The organism is Streptomyces sp. NPDC005566, from assembly GCF_040605575.1.
Taxonomy (GTDB): domain Bacteria; phylum Actinomycetota; class Actinomycetes; order Streptomycetales; family Streptomycetaceae; genus Streptomyces.
On sequence record NZ_JBEXDB010000015.1, the window covers coordinates 183,456 to 200,899 of the forward strand.

General features: G+C 70.3%; 17 protein-coding genes. 5 read left to right on the top strand and 12 right to left on the bottom strand.

The features are described from left to right. Positions 1 to 175 precede the first annotated feature (175 nt). On the top strand, positions 176 to 2,440 hold the full coding sequence (locus ABZS61_RS24015) for a terpene synthase family protein (protein ID WP_356424768.1): 2,265 nt from the start codon (positions 176 to 178) through the stop codon (positions 2,438 to 2,440). On the opposite strand, the gene ABZS61_RS24020 is transcribed toward ABZS61_RS24015, so the two are convergent. From ABZS61_RS24020 to ABZS61_RS24030, 3 genes are all read right to left on the bottom strand, one after another. After that, positions 2,379 to 2,879: a hypothetical protein gene (locus ABZS61_RS24020; protein ID WP_325748050.1), complete on the bottom strand. Its 501-nt coding sequence runs from the start codon at positions 2,877 to 2,879 to the stop codon at positions 2,379 to 2,381. The genes ABZS61_RS24015 and ABZS61_RS24020 overlap by 62 nt on opposite strands. 47 nt (positions 2,880 to 2,926) lie before the next feature. After that, positions 2,927 to 3,328 (bottom strand): ACT domain-containing protein, encoded by a 402-nt coding sequence (locus ABZS61_RS24025; RefSeq protein ID WP_356424772.1) that lies wholly within the window; start codon positions 3,326 to 3,328, stop codon positions 2,927 to 2,929. Between the two features lie 75 nt (positions 3,329 to 3,403). After that, positions 3,404 to 3,646, bottom strand: coding sequence for a DUF397 domain-containing protein (locus ABZS61_RS24030; RefSeq protein ID WP_356424775.1), 243 nt, complete (start codon positions 3,644 to 3,646; stop codon positions 3,404 to 3,406). Between the two features lie 192 nt (positions 3,647 to 3,838). On the opposite strand from ABZS61_RS24030, the gene ABZS61_RS24035 reads away from it, so the two are divergent. Next, on the top strand, positions 3,839 to 4,927 hold the full coding sequence (locus ABZS61_RS24035) for a right-handed parallel beta-helix repeat-containing protein (protein ID WP_356424778.1): 1,089 nt from the start codon (positions 3,839 to 3,841) through the stop codon (positions 4,925 to 4,927). Positions 4,928 to 4,961: 34 nt separating this feature from the next. Further along, the gene (locus tag ABZS61_RS24040; RefSeq protein WP_356424781.1) at positions 4,962 to 6,053 is read left to right on the top strand and encodes a methyltransferase; all 1,092 of its coding nucleotides are present in this window, start codon (positions 4,962 to 4,964) and stop codon (positions 6,051 to 6,053) included. 81 nt (positions 6,054 to 6,134) lie between these two features. Here the strand turns inward: ABZS61_RS24040 and ABZS61_RS24045 are convergent, their stop codons facing one another. From ABZS61_RS24045 to ABZS61_RS24075, 7 genes are all read right to left on the bottom strand, one after another. Next, on the bottom strand, positions 6,135 to 6,464 hold the full coding sequence (locus ABZS61_RS24045) for a TcmI family type II polyketide cyclase (protein ID WP_356424783.1): 330 nt from the start codon (positions 6,462 to 6,464) through the stop codon (positions 6,135 to 6,137). A 70-nt stretch (positions 6,465 to 6,534) separates the two neighbouring features. Continuing rightward, on the bottom strand, positions 6,535 to 7,014 hold the full coding sequence (locus ABZS61_RS24050; protein ID WP_356424786.1) for an SRPBCC family protein: 480 nt from the start codon (positions 7,012 to 7,014) through the stop codon (positions 6,535 to 6,537). A gap of 1 nt (position 7,015) precedes the next feature. Next, entirely contained in the window at positions 7,016 to 7,273 is a 258-nt protein-coding gene (locus tag ABZS61_RS24055) for an acyl carrier protein (protein ID WP_351172419.1), read from the bottom strand. Positions 7,274 to 7,286: 13 nt separating this feature from the next. Next, the gene (locus tag ABZS61_RS24060) at positions 7,287 to 8,537 is read right to left on the bottom strand and encodes a ketosynthase chain-length factor (RefSeq protein ID WP_356424789.1); all 1,251 of its coding nucleotides are present in this window, start codon (positions 8,535 to 8,537) and stop codon (positions 7,287 to 7,289) included. Further along, positions 8,534 to 9,802: a beta-ketoacyl-[acyl-carrier-protein] synthase family protein gene (locus tag ABZS61_RS24065; RefSeq protein WP_356424792.1), complete on the bottom strand. Its 1,269-nt coding sequence runs from the start codon at positions 9,800 to 9,802 to the stop codon at positions 8,534 to 8,536. The genes ABZS61_RS24060 and ABZS61_RS24065 overlap by 4 nt, the downstream gene beginning before the upstream one ends. Then, on the bottom strand, positions 9,799 to 10,233 hold the full coding sequence (locus ABZS61_RS24070; RefSeq protein WP_329214404.1) for a cupin domain-containing protein: 435 nt from the start codon (positions 10,231 to 10,233) through the stop codon (positions 9,799 to 9,801). The genes ABZS61_RS24065 and ABZS61_RS24070 overlap by 4 nt, the downstream gene beginning before the upstream one ends. Before the next feature lie 74 nt (positions 10,234 to 10,307). Next, positions 10,308 to 11,432, bottom strand: a complete 1,125-nt coding sequence (locus ABZS61_RS24075) for a SchA/CurD-like domain-containing protein (RefSeq protein ID WP_356424796.1) — start codon at positions 11,430 to 11,432, stop codon at positions 10,308 to 10,310. A 261-nt stretch (positions 11,433 to 11,693) separates the two neighbouring features. On the opposite strand from ABZS61_RS24075, the gene ABZS61_RS24080 reads away from it, so the two are divergent. Continuing rightward, positions 11,694 to 13,328: an FAD-dependent monooxygenase gene (locus tag ABZS61_RS24080; protein ID WP_356424799.1), complete on the top strand. Its 1,635-nt coding sequence runs from the start codon at positions 11,694 to 11,696 to the stop codon at positions 13,326 to 13,328. Between the two features lie 44 nt (positions 13,329 to 13,372). Here ABZS61_RS24080 and ABZS61_RS24085 read toward each other — a convergent pair whose 3' ends face one another. Beyond that, entirely contained in the window at positions 13,373 to 14,893 is a 1,521-nt protein-coding gene (locus ABZS61_RS24085) for an alpha/beta hydrolase (RefSeq protein WP_356424802.1), read from the bottom strand. A gap of 214 nt (positions 14,894 to 15,107) precedes the next feature. Here ABZS61_RS24085 and paaK point away from each other — a divergent pair, with 214 nt between their 5' ends. Then, positions 15,108 to 16,397 carry a phenylacetate--CoA ligase PaaK gene (paaK, locus tag ABZS61_RS24090; RefSeq protein ID WP_356424805.1) on the top strand — a complete coding sequence of 430 codons (1,290 nt, stop codon included), beginning with the start codon at positions 15,108 to 15,110 and terminating at the stop codon, positions 16,395 to 16,397. Positions 16,398 to 16,424: 27 nt separating this feature from the next. On the opposite strand, the gene ABZS61_RS24095 is transcribed toward paaK, so the two are convergent. Further along, on the bottom strand, positions 16,425 to 17,330 hold the full coding sequence (locus ABZS61_RS24095) for a class F sortase (protein ID WP_356424808.1): 906 nt from the start codon (positions 17,328 to 17,330) through the stop codon (positions 16,425 to 16,427). Between the last annotated feature and the right edge of the window lie 114 nt (positions 17,331 to 17,444).

Consider the following 17,444-nt stretch of genomic DNA (forward strand, 5'->3'; position numbering starts at 1 on the left):
TCGGCGGACACTCTGTGACGTGAGGTGTTGGTGAGTCAAGAGCACAGTGCAGTACGGGGTCTGAGCTTGTGTGACTATTTCGGGCTGTGCGTGCCCCGGATGGCCGAGGGGTAGTGCTGCCGCCGACAGCCGGTCCGAGCGGACCGGGCGGAGTTCTCGAAAGGCCGACGCACACATGGCACAGCCCTTCTCCCTTCCCGACTTCTACGTGCCGTATCCGGCACGTCTCAACCCCCATGTGGAGGCGGCCAGAAGCCACACCCGGGAGTGGGCGCGCGGGATGGGCATGCTCGAGGGGTCCGGCATCTGGGAGGAGAAGGACCTCGAGTCCCACGACTACGCGCTGCTGTGTGCGTACACCCACCCCGACTGCTCGTCCGAGGCCCTGTCCCTGGTCACCGACTGGTACGTGTGGGTCTTCTTCTTCGACGACCACTTCCTGGAACTGTTCAAGCGCACTCCGGACCGAGAGGGCGGCAAGCGGTATCTGGACCGGTTGCCGGCCTTCATGCCGATGGAGCGGGGGGCGGCGACGCCCGAGCCCGCCAACCCGGTCGAGGCGGGTCTGGCCGACCTCTGGGCCAGGACCGTGCCGGCCATGTCCGACGCCTGGCGGGCCAGGTTCGCCGAGGCGACGGAGAATCTGCTCAACGAGTCCTTGTGGGAGCTCGCGAACATCAACGAGGGCCGGATCGCCAACCCCGTCGAGTACATCGAGATGCGGCGCAAGGTGGGCGGCGCACCCTGGTCTGCGGGGTTGGTGGAGTACGCGGCGAACGCCGAGGTTCCGGCGTCGCTGGCCGGTGCGCGGGCACTGCGGGTGCTGCGGGACGCGTTCTCCGACGGGGTCCACCTGCGCAACGACCTGTTCTCCTACCAGCGTGAGGTCGAGGACGAGGGCGAGAACAGCAACGGTGTGCTGGTCCTGGAGAAGTTCCTGGGCTGCTCCACCCAGGAGGCGGCCGAGGCCGTCAACGATCTGCTGACCTCACGGCTCCAGCAGTTCGAGAACACGGCCCTCACCGAACTCGGACCGCTCTGTGCGGAGAAGGGGCTCACCCCCGAGGAGACGGTCGCTGTACTGGCGTACGTCAAGGGGCTTCAGGACTGGCAGTCGGGAGGTCACGAGTGGCACATGCGCTCCAGCCGCTACATGAACGACGGCGGTGGCGCCGGCACTGCGCCCGGTTTCGGAATGGCAGCCGCCTCCATCCGCTTCACACCCCGTTCGGAGTCGGCCCGGCTGCGCAGCCACACCCATGTGCCGTACCAGCACGTCGGCCCGTCCCTGCTGCCCGAATTCGACATGCCGTTCACCACGACACCGAGTCCGCATCTCGACGGGGCCCGGGTACGGATCGTGGACTGGTCGCGCCGGATGGGGCTTCTGGAGGCTCAGCCGGGTGTGCCGGGTTCGCACATCTGGGACGAGGAACGGCTCGTCGCGATCGATCTGCCGCTCTGCGCCGCGGGCCTGCACCCCGACGCCGCACCGGACGAGCTCGATCTGTCATCGCAGTGGCTGACCTGGGGAACGTACGGCGACGACTGGTTCCCCGTGGTGCACGGCCGGACGCGGGACCTTGCCGGGGCCCGGCTGGCCAACGAGCGGCTGTCCCTCTTCATGCCCCTGGACGGGACGCCGGTGCCCGAGCCGGTCAACGCCCTGGAGCGGGGGCTGGCCGACGTCTGGCGGCGGACCGTCGAGCCCATGGACGTGAGCGGGCGCCGCACGTTCCGTGAGGCGGTCGAGTCGATGACCGCGAGCTGGCTGTGGGAGCTGGCGAACCAGGCGCAGAACCGGATCCCGGACCCGGTGGACTACGTCGAGATGCGCAGGGCGACGTTCGGCTCGGATCTGACGATGAGCCTGTGCCGGCTGGGTCACGGCAGGAAGGTGCCGGACGCGGTCTACCGCAGCGGTCCCCTGCGTTCCCTGGAGAACGCGGCGGCGGACTACGCCTGTCTCCTCAACGACCTCTTCTCCTACCAGAAGGAGATCGAGTACGAGGGCGAGGTGCACAACGGCGTCCTGGTCGTGCAGAACTTCTTCGGGGTGGACTATCCGACGGCGGTGTCGATCGTGGACGACCTGATGAATTCGCGGATGCGCCAGTTCCAGCACATCGCCGAGCGGGAACTCCCGGTGCTGTACGACGACTTCGCTCTGGACGCGGACGCGCGGGAGGTCCTCGCGGGCTATGTCGTGGAGCTCCAGCACTGGATGGCGGGGATCCTGATCTGGCACCGCGGCTGCCGGCGCTACCGGGAGCAGGATCTGCGGCGGGGCTCCGGTGCCCCGTGGCATCTCAGCGGTCCCACGGGGTTCGGTACCTCGGCGGCCCGGGTGACACAGCTGCTGAAGGCGCAGGGACGTTTCAGCCCTGCTGGAAGAGCTCCGCGGGCAACGGCTTCAGCAGCGCGTACAGATCGTCCGTGATCGGCCGGTCCCAGCTGGCGATGGTGACCAGCACGCCGTCGCTCCGGTCGAACTGAACGCAGGAGATTCGGCTCTCCGAGAGCTTGACCCTGCGCACGATCAGAAGACTGTCCCCCTGCATGACGGGGACGTCCTCGGTGCCGGTCACCTCCACCGGCTCGTCGTTCTCGAGCGCGAGGAGGAGCTGGGCGACCTCGAACGGGACCTGGCCCTCCTCGGTCTCGCGGGCGGGCGATCCCTCCGGCAGATTGCCGATGATCATCGCCGGGCCGCGGCCGCCGAACAGGTCGTAGCGGAGAAAGACGCCCTGACAGCTCCCGTCGGGAGCGGGGAGCAGACCGGCGCCGAGGTTGCCGGGCCAGTCCCCCGGATCCATGGCCAGGACGTCGAAGTCCGGGCCCGCGGGTGTGGCGGCGCTACGGCGGCGGAGGAAGGACATGCAGCCATGTTACGTGGCCCGGCTCACGTTGCGGAGCCGGGCACTCCCTAAGCGGACTCCGCGGCCAGCGCTTCCAGCAGCTCGACGGCTTCGGTCGCACGCGCGTACGGAACGAACAGGTGGTCGTGGTGGAATCCCGCGACGACATTGCAGCTCACCCCCGCGTCGGTGAGGGCCAGCGAGACCGCGGCGGTCAGGCCGACGGCATCCAGGGAGGAGTGCACCCGGAGGGTGATCCAGCCCGCGACGAAGTCGTGGGCCAGTCCGGACTCCAGCGCCTGCGCCTCGGGTACCACGAGGGTCAGCCCTTCGCGCTCGGTGACGGCGACCACCGGGGTCACACCGCCGGGCACCTTCCCGTCCGGCACCGTAGTGAAGACGTAGCGACCGGGGTTCAGCTCCGGTCGCATGCCGTGCAGCAGTGTTCGCAGATCGCGCTCGCCGGTCATGGGGGCAACGTTACGGCTCCCGTGTGCGGTGCCGCTCGTGGTGGCGGCACCCGCGCACGGCCGCCGCGGCGCGGCTCACACGAGGTCGAATTCGCCGTCCCGCGCGTTGATCACGAAGGCCCGCCACTCGGCGGGGGTGAAGATCAGCGAGGGGCTGCCGGGTTTGCCGGCGTTGCGCATCGCTATGAAGCCCTCCACGAAGGCGATCTGGACATCACCCGCGCCCTGGCTGCCCGACCGCCAGTCCGCGTTACTGAGGTCGAGCTCCGGCTTGTCCCAGCCGGCGAACTGCTGGCGGCCGGTGGTGCTCTCCGTCACGGCTTCTCCTCCCGCTCGTCGTCCCGGCCAAAGCCTAGCCACCGCCGACGGCCCGGGACAGGGCGCGACAGGGCCCGGCGTGATGCACCGGGCACCGGCGGGCAGCACAACGAGTAAGCCATTCAGGCACGCCATGTATCCATACGCTCACCTTGCGTGGCAGGGGCGGGTCATCGCCCATAGCTTCAGCTCATGAGGAAAAAACACATCAAATGCCTGGTGGGCATCACTGTCATCACGGCTACGGCAATGGGCGCGGCAGTGGTTCCGTCCTCGGCAGCCGCACCGCGAGAGCAGGTTGTCCGGCCCGGCGGTTCGATCCAGAAGGCGGTGAACGCCGCAGGACCCGGCGGCACCGTCGTGGTCCTGCCCGGTACCTACCGGGAGAGCGTCCTGATCACGAAGCCGGGACTGACCCTGCGCGGCACCGGTGGCCGGACCGTCATCATGCCGGCCAAGGCGGGCAAGGCGACCAAGGCCGCCAACACGTGCGCAGCGGGCGGCAACGGCATCTGCGTCGTGGGCACCAAGACCCGGATCGTCCACGACGTCCACATCCGGTCCCTGACCGTCTCCGGCTTCAAGAAGAGCGGCGTCTGGGCCTCCTGGACCAACGGACTGGCCGTCCACCGGGTGACCGCCAAGAACAACGGCACCTGGGGCATCGCCCAGGAGCGTTCGACGCGCGGGGACTTCCGGCGCAACACCGCCACCGCCAACGGTGACGCGGGGATCTTCATCGCGAACTCGGTCAGCGAGGAGGGCGGCGCCACCGACACCCGTGGGACCGAGATCCAGAACAACACCCTGCGCGGGAACCGCATCGGCGTCACCGCCCGGCGGGTCAGGAACCTCCTGATCGACGGCAACCTCATCAGCGGCAACTGCAGCGGGGTCTTCGTCGTGGGCGACGAGTCCAAGCCCGCGGCCGGCGCGATGACCGTCAGCGGCAACCGGATCCTGGGGAACAACAAGTTCTGCGCGGCGACCCCGCGGCTGTCGGCCATCCAGGGGTCCGGCATCGTCCTCACCGGCAGCGAGGCCACGGTCGTACGGGACAACGTCATCCGGAACAACGTGGGAGCCACCCCGCTCTCCGGCGGGATCCTGCTGTTCAAGAGCTTCGTGGGCGCCCTCAACACGGACAACACCATCACCCGCAACCTCGTGCAGGGCAACAAGCCCGCCGACCTCGCCAACGGGGACACCACGGGCAAGGGCAACACCTTCACCAGCAACCAGTGCGGGACGTCGGTACCGGCCGGAATGTGTGCCAAGTGACGGACCACCGCCGCACAAGGAGGAACGAGACGGTATGACCACCGTGAGTCCCACCCCCGACACCACCCCTGTGGCGGCCACCCTCGCCGCACCCCTCGCCCCCACCGCCGCTCCGGCCCCGCCGCCGTCCATGCGGCTGCGGGAGCTGGCGTTCGGGGCGGCCTGCGCCGCAGCCGTACGGGCTGCGGCCCGGCTGGGCGTTGCAGACGCGCTGGGAGACACGCCCGCCTCGGCGGCGGAGCTCGCCCAGGTCGTGCACACCGAGCCCGTACCGCTGCAGCGGCTGCTGCGCGCGCTGTGCTGTTACGGCATCTTCAGCGAGAACGGCGACGGCAGGTTCGTCCACACGGAGATGTCCCGGCTGCTGCGCGAGGACGATCCGAACAGCCTGCGGTACATCTCGCTGTGGTGCACGGAGCCCTGGACGTGGGAGGTCTGGCCGCGGCTCGACGACGCCGTGCGCTCCGGAACCAGCGTCTTCCCCGAGACGTTCGGCAAGGGCTTCTTCGACTATCTCCACCAGGACGCGGGCGAGTCCGCCCATGTGTTCAACCGCGCCATGACCACGTCCAGCATGCAGTCGGCGCGGGATGTCGCCGAGCTCCTCGACCTCACCGGGGTGTCCTCGGTCGTCGACATCGGCGGCGGCCAGGGGCATGTGCTCGCGAGCCTGCTGGAGAAGCACCCCACGGTCCACGGAACGCTCCTGGACCTGCCCGGCGTCGTCGCGAAGGCGGACCCCCGCCTCCGGGACGGCGGCTCGCTGGCCTCGCGCGTATCGATCGTGCCCGGGGACTGCCGTGAGGACATCCCGGTCGAGGCTGACCTCTACATCATCAAGAACATCCTCGAGTGGGACGACGAGAGCACCCGCAGGACCCTGCGCAACGTGGTCGCGACGGCCCGTCCGGGCGCCCGTGTGGTGATCATCGAGAACCTTGTCGACGACACGCCTTCGATGCGGTTCACCACGGCCATGGACCTGTTGCTGCTCCTCAACGTCGGCGGCGCGAAGCACACCAGGGAGAGCCTGCTCGGCCGGATGTCCGAGGCCGGCCTCCGGGTCGGCGAGGTCCGCCCGGTCAACGCGTATCTCCACGCGTTCGAGTGCGTCGTACCGGACTGACGTCCACGACGGTCCGCGGTACACGGAGACCGCCCCGGGTCCGGCACCTAGGTGCCGGACCCGGGGCGGTCCTCGGTCGCGTCAGGCGCCGTCGCGCTGCCACCGGTAGAACTGCTGGGCCATCGCGTCCTTCGGACCGCGCCAGGTCTGCGGGTCGTAAGGGCTCACGAAGGCGGTGAGCCGGTCGCTGATGGCCTTGAACTCGGGGTGCTGCGTCACCTTGGCGATCTCCGGGCCGGGGGGCCGGTCGGATTCGATCAGGTGCAGATACACGTCGCCGAACTGGAACAGGGTGCGCCTGTTGACGCCGACGAGGTCGGGGAGCTCGGTGTTGTCGGACTCGGCGAACAGCTCGGCGATGTCCGGGGCGGACTCGGGTGCCATTCGGGCGACGATCAGGGCGTGGTGCATCGGGCTGCCTTTCTGGGTACCCGGGACGGCCGGACCCGGTGTCGCGGGCCGGCCGTGGGCGGGCACGGCGTCAGTTGGCCGGGACCGAGGCGGAGCGGCGCTCCCGGTCACGCTGTTCGATCTTGTCGCGGATGAGTTCCAGCTGGACGCGGGAGTTGCGGTTGATGTTGTCCGTCATCCACGCGTCGTCGACCGGTGCGTCGGGACGCATCGCGAAGTCCTGGCGCCAGTGCATCCGCGTGCCGCCGGGGACCTCCGAGTACTCCCATCGGATGTCCATGTGCTGGAAGGGGCCGGGCTCGACGCGGCGGGCGCTCACGGTGCGCCCGGGCCGGTCGGTGGTGCGCTCCGAGACCCAGCTCCAGACCTTGCCGTTGTCGTCCGGGTGCATGGTGAGCCGGAACCTCGTCGTCTGGCCCTTCCGTTCGATCACCTCGACGGACGCGTACTCGCTGAACAGCTGCGGCCAGTGCTCGAGGTCGTTCGTCATGTCCCAGACGAGGTCGAGGGGGGCAGCGATGGTGATCTCGTTCTCCGTGTGTCCGGACACTTCAGGCTCCTGTCACGAGGGTGTTGTTGACGAGGTCGAGGAACTCGCCGGGGGTCTTGCAGCGGTCGGCGTCGACCGGCAGCGGGCGGCCGAACCGGTTCTCGAGCACGGCCACGATGCCGAGCAGGCCGAGTGAGTCCAGGCCGTACTCGTCGAAGGCCGAGCCGGGACGGCTCTCCATCGCCAGCGGGTCGACCGTGAGACCTGCGCCGTTCTTCATGAGGGCGGCCAGCTCTTCGTAGGTCAGTTGAGTGGTCATGCGGGACTCCTTCTCACTGAGGGGTGTCGGTGGGGTGGCGCAGCACGAGCGCCGCGTTCGAGCCCATGAGCCCTCGGCTCAGTACCAGCGCCGTCCGCAGTTCCGCGGGGCGCGCGCGGCCGGTGACCACGTCGAGGTCGTGGCACACCTCGAAGACGTTGGGCGTCGGCGGGATCAGACCGTGTTCCATCGCGAGTACTGCGGCGGACGTGTCCAGTACGGGTGCTCCGCAGTAGGCACGGCCGATTCCGGTCTTGGGCGCCGTCACCGGTACGCGCCGTCCGTGCGGGCCCAGCGCGTCGGCGATGGCCAGCGCCTCGGCTCGGTCCGCCGAGGGCACACCGAGCGCGTCCGCGAAGACGACGTCGATCTCCTCCGGGGCACAGCCGGCCTCGGCCAGCGCCCCCTCGATGGCGTGCGCCAGTCCCTCGCGGGACTGCTCCCACCGGGACGCTCCGGTGAAGGTGGCGGCGTGGCCGGCCAGCTCGGCACGGATCCGGGCACCACGGCCGAGGGCCGCCGTCTCCTCCTCGACCACCAGCATCGCGCCGCCCTCGGCCGGTACGAACCCGCAGGCGTCCGAGGTGAACGGGCGGTAGGCGCGGGTCGGTTCGTCGCAGGTGCTGAGGTCCTCGTAGCCGAGCTGGCAGACGACCGAGTACGGCGCAAGGGGCGCTTCGGCGGCGCCGACGACGACGGCGTCGGTGCCGCGCCGGATGGAGCGTGCGGCGTGCATGAGCGCGTCCAGGCCACCGGCTTCGTCGCTGGCCACGACGGCGCACGGTCCCTTGAAGCCGCCGCGGATCGATATCTGGCCGGTGCTGGCGGCGTAGAACCAGGCGATGGACTGGTACGGGCCGACATAGCGGGAGCCCTGCCCCCACAGCCGCTGCAGTTCGCGCTGGCCGAACTCGCCGCCGCCGGACCCGGCGGCGGTCACCACGCCCACGCTGAACGGGGCGCTCTCGTAGTCGGCGCGGCCGAGCCGTGCGTCGTCGAGGGCCAGATCGGCGGCCGCCATCGCGTAGTGCGTGAAGCGGTCGGTCTGGACGAGGTAGCGCTCCTCGATGAACGCGACCGGGTCGAAGTCCCTGACTTCGCCCGCGACGCGCAGCGGAAGGTTCTCGCAGCCCTCGCGGGAGACCAGGTCGAGGACGCTGACGCCTTCCTGCGTCTGTTTCCAGAAGGCACCGGCGCCGGTCCCGTTGGGGGCGACGACACCGATCCCCGTAATGACGGATCGCCGGTGTGTCCGGGTACTCATGGGGTCCTCCCGCCTGTTCGGGTCAGAGCGACGGCGGACTGGAATCCGCCGAACCCGCTGCCGACCGAAAGCACGCTGCGCAGCTTCAGGGGCCGTGCGGTGCGCGGCACGTAGTCGAGGTCGCACTCGGGGTCCGCGGTCTCGTAGTTGGCCGTCGGCGGCACCGTCTGGTGCTCGATGGCCAGCACGCACGCGGCGATCTCGATGGCGCCGATGGCGCCGAGCGAGTGGCCGACCATGGACTTGATCGAGCTCATCGGCACCTTGTACGCGTGTGCGCCCAGGGCCCGTTTCACCGCTGCCGTCTCGTGCCGGTCGTTCTGCTTGGTGCCCGAGCCGTGCGCGTTGACGTAGTCGACCTGCGAGGCGTTGATCCGGCCGTGCGCGAGGGCGGTGTTGATGGCCTCGGCCATCTCGAGGCCTTCGCCGGTCAGACCAGTCATGTGGTAGGCGTTGCCGAAGGTGGCGTAGCCCGATATCTCGCAGTAGACGGTCGCCCCGCGGGCACGGGCGTGTTCGAGCTCCTCGAGTACGAGGACGGCTCCGCCCTCGCCCATGACGAAGCCGTCCCGGCGGGCGTCGAACGGCCGGGAAGCGTGTTCCGGGTCGTCGTTGTTCGCCGAGGTCGCCTTGATCGCGTCGAAGCACGCCACCGTGATGGGCGTGATCGGTGTGTCCGACGCACCGGCGATGCAGACGTCGACCCGGCCTTCCTCGATGGAGTGGAAGGCGTATCCGATCGCGTCGAGGCCCGAGGTGCAGCCCGTGGAGACGGTCTGTACGGGCCCGTGGGCGCCGACCTCCTCGGCCACTGCCGAGGCGAGGGTGCTGGGCGAGAACGCCCGCTCCAGGTGGGCTCCCGCCGGCCGGTGGTCGACGTCCCAGCGCTTGCCGCTCCCGCTGACGGCGACGTAGTCGTGCTCGAGGCGGGTGGTGCCCCCGACCGCGGTGCCGAGGGACACCCCGATGCGCCAGGGGTCCTCCTTCTCGGGGTCGAGTCCGGCGTCGCTCAGCGCCTCCCTGGCGGCCACCAGGGCGAACTGGACGTACCGGTCCGATCGTGCGACCAGGTCCTCGTCGAGGCCGTGGGCAGCAGGATCGAAGTCGCACTCGGCGGCGATGCGCGAGCGGAAGGCCGCCGGGTCGAACAGGGTGATGCCGCGGGTCGCGGTACGTCCGCTGGAGAGGAGGTCCCAGAACGCGGGGACTCCGATGCCGCCGGGTGCGACGACGCCGACCCCTGTGACGGCCACACGACGGGTCATGACGCAGCCTCCGTTCGTTCTGGCGGGGCTCCGCGCTCGGCGACGTCCGTGTGTTCGGTGTCCACGTGCCCGAGTTCCGGGCGCGGGGCGAGCGGACCGAGGTGGAAGACCATGCGCGCTTCCACGTCGCCCACGTTGCGGAAGCGGTGGCGGACGTGCGGGGGGATCAGGAGCCCCTGGTCGGGCCGCATCGCGTGCGGTTCGCCGTCCAGGTCCACTTCGAGGAGCCCTTGCACGACGTACACGAACTCTTCGGAGTACGGGTGGTAGTGCTCGCCGATGCGCTCACCCGGGTTGACGATGGCCAGCCCCATGAAGCCGCTGGTGGCGCCCACGGCGGTCGGTGTGAGCAGGGCGCGCAGGTCGCCTCCGCGCCTGCGGTTGGGCTGAGTCTCGCTGAGGTCCACGATGCGAGGCCGGTGCGTGGTCATGACTGCTCTCCTCCAGGCGCGTGTGCGGTGTGACGGCAGCCCGGGGCGGTCCCCGGGGATGCCGGTGAAGCCGTTCAGGACTCGGTGGCCCGACGGTCGGTGATCAGGCTCATCTCTGCCTGGGCGAGGAAACGTGCGGCCTCCTGGTCGGTCGTCGGCATGCCGTTGGCACCGCCGTCGAGCAGCCGGCCGAGCATGGCCGCCTTGCGGGCGCCGCCGATGCCGAGCGCCTGGGTGGGCTGGGCGTCGAACGGGCCGCTCACTTCGAGGAGCCGCACCACGATGTCGTCGCGCTGGAAGATGGTGCTGCTCTCGATGGGGCTTGCGACGTCGTCCGCGGCCTCCTCGTCCTGGCCTGCGAGCAGCCGGGCCAACGCCATGCCGCAGCCTTCCTTCGCCTGGTAGAACAGCGCGTGCCGCTGGACGTCCGCGGCGGCGTGCCGGCCGGCCTTCACGTGGTGGACGGTCGGTAGTGCGGCCCGGGTGAAGAACATCCGGGCGGAGTCGGGGTCGCTGAGGTCGCGGTCCTGCTCCAGGTACGGGTTGATGGCCTCCTCGACAGCCCTGACCTCGGGCTGACGCGAGACGTGGCGCAGCGCCGCCATCAGGTCGCCTTCGACCTCCACCGCTCGCACGACTCGGTTCCCGTGCATGAAGAGCGAGGTACGGCACAGCCGGGTGTTCTCGTCGACGCGTGCCTGCGGGGAGTCGTAGTCGGAGAGGATCTTCGCGACCATCTCCTCCGTACCCGGCTTCACCGTGAAGGTGAGCGCGTGGCGTACCACTCCGTCGCCCAGACGCGGGGCGGCCTGGAGACGGCCCTTGGCCGGCTCGGGGGTCCGCTGCTCGAAGGCGACACCGGTCTCGCGCAGCACGCTGAAGCGGAGGGAACGGGTGTCGCGCACGCAGCTGTGCAGCGGCTGCACCGTCGCGACGTGCTCCTCGCTGTTCACCCAGGCGAGGAAGGGCGGGGCGCTCTCCCACTCGCTGGTGATGAGCCACTGCGAAGGGTTCTCGATGGACTGGCACAGCTGGTCGCTGATGTGCCCGGGGATCGAGGCCACCTGGTTCCGCATGTGCTCGTACGCCTCGAGGAACTGGTTCTGGGCGCCGTCGTGCAGGTCCAGCAGCAGTATGACCCGGAGCCTCGAACCGTCGAAGGCGGACTGCGATATGCGTTCCGAGAGTGTCGTCGTCATCTTTCGCTCTCCTTCGAGACGGATCGGCGGCCACGTCGCGTGGTCCCTCGTCATCCGTCGGTTTCGGTGGAAGCGGAGCAGGTCCCTCCCCGCCGATGCGTGTTGTCCGCCCCCGCATCGCGAGTTCGCTCCCGCGACTGATCGTGGAACGCTGGTACGGGCGGCGCCAGATTTATGAACCGTTCAGGTGAGGCGGTGACCGAAGCCTCCGCACGAGGGCATGGACACTGCATCCGTCCTGCGTCCGAGCTGGAGCAACTGATGAACGAAAAGACCGACCTGCGCGTACCAGTCCTCATCGTGGGCGGCTCCCTGGTGGGCCTGTCCGCCTCCCTCTTCCTGAGCCGGCTCGGCGTCCGCCACCTGCTCGTCGAGAAGCACGCGAACACGTCGACCCACCCCCGGGGGCGCGGCAACAACGTCCGCACCATGGAGCTGTTCCGCACCGCCGGTGCCGAGCAGCTGATCCGGGACGCCGCCTCGGTGCTCGAGGACAACCACGGCATCCTCCAGGCGGGTTCGCTCACCGGGGACGACCAGGAGTGGCTGTTCAAGGAGATCGACCCGGGTGGCGGTCTCGCCCGGTTCAGCCCGAGCGGCTGGTGCCTGTGCAGCCAGAACGACCTGGAGCCCGTGCTGGTCACCCATGCCCGTGACCAGGGCAGCGAGCTGCGGTTCTCCAGCGAACTGCTCACCTTCGAGCAGGACCCGGACGGTGTGACCGCTGTCGTGAAGGACCGGGAGACCGGGGAGCACACCACGGTCCGGGCGGACTACCTCGTCGCCGCAGACGGACCCCGCAGCCCGATCCGGGAGCAGTTGCGCATCGGTCAGTCGGGGCCGGGCGACCTGTTCCACAACGTGAGCATCACCTTCCGGTCGCGGCAGCTCGCCTCGGTCGTGGGCGACCGGCGCTTCATCGTCTGCTACCTGACCAACCCGGAGGCGGACGGGGCGCTGCTTCCGGTGGACAACGAGGAGCAGTGGGTCTTCCACGCGCCGTGGCAGCCGGACCGGGGCGAGACGCTGGAGGACTTCAGCGACGAGCGGTGCGCGGAGCACATCCGCAAGGCGGTCGGAGCGCCCGGTCTCGATGTCGAGATCACCGGCAAGGCACCGTGGCACGCCGCGGAGCGGGTCGCGGAGCGCTACGGGTCGGGCAGAGTGTTCCTGGCCGGTGACTCGGCCCATGAGATGTCCCCCACCGGGGCGTTCGGATCGAACACCGGCATCCAGGACGCGCACAACCTGGCGTGGAAGCTGGCTGCTGTGATCTCCGGCGAGGCGGGGCCGGGACTCCTCGGGACGTACGAGGCGGAGCGTCTGCCGGTGGCGAAGGCCACGAGCGCCCGTGCATCCGCCCGCTCGGGAGAGCACAGCCACCCGGGTTACGCCGGGTCACCCGGTCCGACCGGTGGGCGCAAGGGCGGCATGCTCACGGTCGCGCTCGGATACCGCTATCTCCGGGGTGCGGTGCTGGGCACGGACACGGACCTGCCGGTGGTACCCGAGGGTATGGGTCTCACGGGCGAACCCGGCACCCGTGCACCGCACTTGTGGGTCGTCAGGGGCGGGGCGCGCCTGTCGACGCTGGATCTGTACGAGCAGTCGTTCGTGCTCCTGTGCGATGCCGCCTACCCGGAATGGCGTGCGGCGGCGGTCCGGGCGGCGGAACGCCTGAAGGTGCGTCTGGAAGCCTTCACGATCGGTTCGGTTCCGGGTGCCGCTCTGGAGCCCGCGAACGAGGCCGACTGGAGTGCGGCCCACGGCACGAGCCCCGAGGGTGCGGTGCTCGTGCGCCCCGACGGCTTCGTGGCCTGGCGGTCCGAGGGCGGCGTGGCCGACCCCGAGGCGACTCTGTACGAGGTACTGACGACGCTGCTCCACCGCGACTGACCGGTCGCCCGGCGCACCTCGTCGACGGCTTCACCCACCACACCTCACCCGACTCCGAACGACCTCAGGGCGGTGAGGAAGGCGTCCGGGTTGTCGTGGTGCACGAGGTGCCCGGCGTCGACCCGGACGTACTGCCCGCCGGGTATCCGGCGGGCCGTCCACGCCAGTTGTTCCTGGTCGATGTGGCTGTGGGATCCGCCGACCACGAGCGTGGGGGCGGTGATCTCGCCCAGGCGCTCCCGGAACGCCGGATCGGGGGCGTTCAGCTGGGCGTCGATGGAGTCCACCACCGCCCAGTCGAAACCGAGTTCTCCGGCGGGCCGCTCGGCCGGTGCGCGGGGCGGGTCGAGCGGGAGCAGGGGCGGGGCGTCCTCGATGACGAGTCCGCCGATCAGCCCCGGGTACTGCTCGGCGAGCATCAGGGCCGCCGCGCCGCCCATCGAGTGCCCGACCACGACGGCGCCGGCCAGATTGCGGACCTCCAGGAACGCGTGCAGGTCGTCACGGAAGAACTCGAAGGAGTAGCGGCCGGGCCAGTCGCTGAGTCCGTGGCCCCGGAAGTCGAGTGCGTACACCCGGTGCCGTACGGCGAGCTGTTCGGCGATTCCCGTCCAGTCCAGACTGTTGCCGCCCCGCCCGTGGGCGAGCACGAGGGGCGGGGAGCCGGGATCGCCCCAGGTCCGGTAGGCGAGCCGGTTCCCGCCTGCCTGCACGCTGCTGACCCCGGGGTCGAGGAAAGCGGTGACGGTGCGGACGAAGGAGCCAGGATCGTCCATCCATGGGTAGTGTCCGGCGCCCCGCTGGACGACGAGCTCGCCGTGCGGGAAGAGCGCGGCGAGCTCGGCCGCGCGGTCGGGGCTGGGGCCGCCGTCGTACTCCCCTGCGACGACGAGTACCGGCGCCTCCAGCTTCCGCAGGGCCTCGACGACTGCGGCGGTTTCGAAGCCGTCATGCGGGTGGTGGAGCGACCGCGCCTCGGCGTTGGTCTGGGCGGCGGCTTCGGCTGCGTGTGCCCGGGCCGCGGTGTCCCAGCGCCCGTAGGTGAACGGCAGGGCAGCGGTCCGGACGTCGGCCGTGGTGCGCCCGGCCCAGACCTTTTCCAGCGCGGCCCTGGCCTCGGCGTACCAGGGCTCCTGGCTGCGCAGCTCGGAGGCCTGGCGCCAGTCCTCGTCGGTGACGGGTATGCCGGTGGCGCGTGTGCTGGGAGTGACGAGCGTGAGGGTACGCAGTCGCTGGGGGTGCTTCGCGGCGTAGAGCGCCGCGAGGCTCCCGGACGCGGAGTGGGCCAGCAGATCGATCCGTTCGAGGCCGAGGTGCGTGCGGAGGGCCTCGACGTCGTCGACGATCCGGTCGCAGCGGTACGTCGACGGGTCCTCCGGGACTGCGGAGTCCCCGGTGCCGCGCAGGTCGAGGAGGACCAGCCGGCGCACGCGGGAGAGCCCGCCGAGGTCCCCGAGGTAGCGGGCGGCCCGCATCGGTCCGCCGGGCAGGCAGATCAGCAGGGGCCCGTCACCCGCGAGGTGGTAGGCCAGCTCGGTCCCGTCGTACGTGCGGAAAGTCGGCATGCCAGCCATCCAAACAGGGCAGGCGGGCGGCTGCGGGCGCATACGCCCACAGCGATCAGGCGGCCACGCTGCCGGGAAGGGGCGGAGCGCCTGCCTGCCCGGCACCTCCTGATGGACGTCATGCCTCTTGCCATGGCGTCGGCATCCTGAATTACTACTCCCAGGGACATCGACCGAACGATCGGTCGTCTGCTTCGGCGAGAGGATCATCCGCATGACGGCTCTGCTGGACGCTGCCGAGCGGCTCGGCCGCGACGAGCTGGAGGCCCTGCAGCTGGAACGGCTCCGGACCACGCTGCGGCACGCGTACGACAACGTCGGTTTCTACCGGGCGGCCTTCGACAAGGCCGGTCTGCGGCCCGAGGACTGCCGCACGCTCGCCGACCTCGCCCGCTTCCCGTTCACCGTCAAGGCCGACCTGCGGGACAACTACCCCTTCGGGATGTTCGCCGTCCCCGAGGAGCGGGTACGGCGCATCCACGCGTCCAGCGGGACGACCGGCCGGCCGACCGTGGTCGGGTACACCGAGCGGGATCTGGACACCTGGGCCGACGTCGTCGCCCGGTCGATCAGGGCCGCAGGCGGGCGCCCGGGCCACAAGGTCCATGTGGCCTACGGATACGGGCTGTTCACCGGCGGACTCGGGGCGCACTACGGGGCGGAGCGCCTCGGCTGCACCGTCATTCCCGCGTCCGGCGGCATGACGGCCCGCCAGGTTCAGCTGATCCAGGACTTCCGTCCCGAGATCATCATGATCACGCCCTCGTACATGCTGACCCTGCTCGACGAGTTCGAGCGCCAGGGGGTCGATCCCCGTACGACGTCGCTGAAGGTCGGCATCTTCGGCGCCGAGCCGTGGACCGAGCAGATGCGCCGGGAGATCGAGGAGCGCTTCGCCATCGACGCGGTCGACATATACGGGCTGTCCGAGGTGATGGGTCCGGGTGTCGCGCAGGAGTGCGTGGAGACCAAGGACGGGCTGCACATCTGGGAGGACCACTTCTACCCGGAGGTCGTCGACCCGTTGACCGGCGAGGTGCTGCCCGACGGCGAGGAGGGCGAGCTGGTGTTCACCTCGCTCACCAAGGAGGCCATGCCGGTGATCCGCTACCGGACCCGTGATCTGACACGGCTGCTTCCCGGTACGGCGCGGGCCTTCCGGCGGATGGAGAAGGTCACCGGGCGCAGCGACGACATGGTGATCCTGCGCGGGGTGAACCTCTTTCCGACGCAGATCGAGGAGATCGTGCTGCGGACCCCGGGGGTGGCGCCGCACTTCCAGCTGCGGCTGACCCGCGAGGGCCGCCTGGACGCCCTGACGGTACGCGCGGAGGCGCGGGCCGGGGCCACGACGGACGAACGCGCCGCCGCCGCCCGGTCGATCGCCGCGGCCGTGAAGGACGGGGTCGGGGTGACGGTCGGGGTCGAGATCGTCGATCCTGAGGTGCTGGAGCGGTCGGTCGGGAAGATCAAGCGGATCGTCGACCTCAGGGACGCCACCTGAGGCACGGCCCGGCACGGACCCCGCCGGTCAGCGGGTCGCCGTCAGAGCGGCGAAGACGACGACATTGCTCTGGTACCCCGACTTCTTGGTGAAGCCCCCGCCACAGGTGATCACCCTGATCTCGGGCCGGGACGACGGGCCGTAGACCTTCTTGTCCGGAAAGTTCTTCTTGTCGTAGGACTCGACGGCGTAGACGGTGAACACGGCGGTGCGCAGGTCCGCCCGGATGACCTCGATCGTGGCGCCCTTACGGACGGATCCGAGCCGGTGGAAGACGCCTGGTCCGACACGGGTGTCCACGTGTCCGGCGGTGATGGCGGTGCCCACGGCGCCGGGAGCGGTGCCGTCGGCGTACCAGCCGGCCAGGACCGGGTTGTCGTCGGGCGGAGGCTGCAGTGCCCCCGCCGCGTCGAGGGCCAGCCGGGCGACCGGCGCGTCCACACCGACAGCGGGGATACGCAGCCGGACCGGGTCCGACGGCGGGAGCGGGTCGACGGCGGGCCGCGCGGCCGGGGCGGTGCGGCCGGGGGACGGAGCCGCCGGTGCGGGAGTCACGGGGGCCAGAGCCGCCGGGGCGGACGTGGCCGGCAGGGGACGCAGGGGGGCGGGACGTACGGGTGCCCGGGGTGCGAGCTCCGCCGGCACGGGGGCGGGGCTCACGTAGGCGGGCACCGCGCGGGTGGCACCCACCGGGGCGGTGTAGGCCCGGGAGATCGCCGGTCGCGCGGGAGGGGCGGCTGCCGGCGCCGGAGCGCTGCGGACGGGCGCGGAAGGTGCGGGAGCCGCGATGGCCTGCGTGGTCGGAGGCTGTGGTGGTGTGTCGTCACGCATTCCGCTGATCACGAGCGCGGTGCCCGCGACCAGGGCCCAGACAAGATGCTTGACCGCGGGGAACGACTGCGGTGACGTGCTGGACCTGCGCCCGGTTTCCATCTCGTGTGCCTCTGCTTCGCAGCGGGTGAATTACTGGAGGGGGTGGAAGCCCGCGGGCTCCCGGGCCGGTACGGCATCCGGGGCCCGCGGACAGGACACGGCCGCGATCGGTTC